Raw genomic sequence first — 876 nt, 5'->3', positions numbered from 1 at the left:
CGCCCAGGCTCCTGGCCGGGTGGTGGAGTTCGGGACGTCGGAGTCGTTGATGTCCGGGGCGTCGGTGGCGGTGGGCGGCAAGTTGTATGTCGCCGCCTACTACGGGATCGCGCGGGTGGACCCGGCGACGGGGCAGACGGACATGCTCGCCGGCACGGCACAGGCGCCCTCGGGAGAGTGCTGGCCGACGAACGCGGTCAGGGGGGCTGACGCACGGTTCTGCGGGGTGACGCAGATTGCCTCGGACGGCCACTACCTCTACACCGGCGAGTCGTCGAGTGCCGCTTACACGTTACGGCGGACGTCCCTCGCCGATGGTGCGACGTCGACCGTGGTGCAGAGCGGCTACGACTACGTCAACGCCCTTACTGTCGGCCCTGGCGGGCAGCTGTTCGCATCGGTCGGACAGACCGTGCGCGTGGTGGACGTGGCGAACGGCAGTTGGGAGACCTTTGCCTCTCTCGACAGCTCGGTGCAGGGCATCGCCGCTGACGCGGACACGTTGTGGGTCTCGACCTATGCCGGCCTCAAGCGCCTTCACCTGACCACCAAGGCCATCACTAACGTGCCCGCGACTCAAGAGGCACGCAGAGTCGTTTCGGCGGGTGACTACCTGTACTTCACGCAGGGCTTGAACGGCAGCACGGTGCTGCGGCGGTTGACGAAGTCCGACGGTGCAGTGGTGTCGGTGGCGGGCTCTGGTGACGGCGTGCGCGAGGGTGTTGGCACCGACGCGTGGCTCCCGTATGTCTATGGGCTCGGTGTCCACGGCCAGGCTGTGTTCCTCGGCACTAGCTGGACCCGCAAGCTGTTGAAGGTCACCTCGGCCGACCCGCTGCCCGCCGCCCAGCAGCCCGAAGCCACCACCACCCTCGC

Annotated in this window: 1 protein-coding gene; it reads left to right on the top strand. The window is 67.9% G+C overall.

Features of this window, described 5'->3' with window-relative positions:
• Nucleotides 1–19 precede the first annotated feature (19 nt).
• Nucleotides 20–876, top strand: an 857-nt coding sequence (locus tag G9H72_RS20700; RefSeq protein ID WP_231127625.1) for an NHL repeat-containing protein, incomplete at its 3' end; no start/stop codon positions are given.

Origin of the sequence: Motilibacter aurantiacus (assembly GCF_011250645.1) — a bacterium.
In the GTDB taxonomy this organism is placed as follows: domain Bacteria; phylum Actinomycetota; class Actinomycetes; order Motilibacterales; family Motilibacteraceae; genus Motilibacter_A; species Motilibacter_A aurantiacus.
This window is presented reverse-complemented; position numbering and strand designations above follow the sequence as displayed.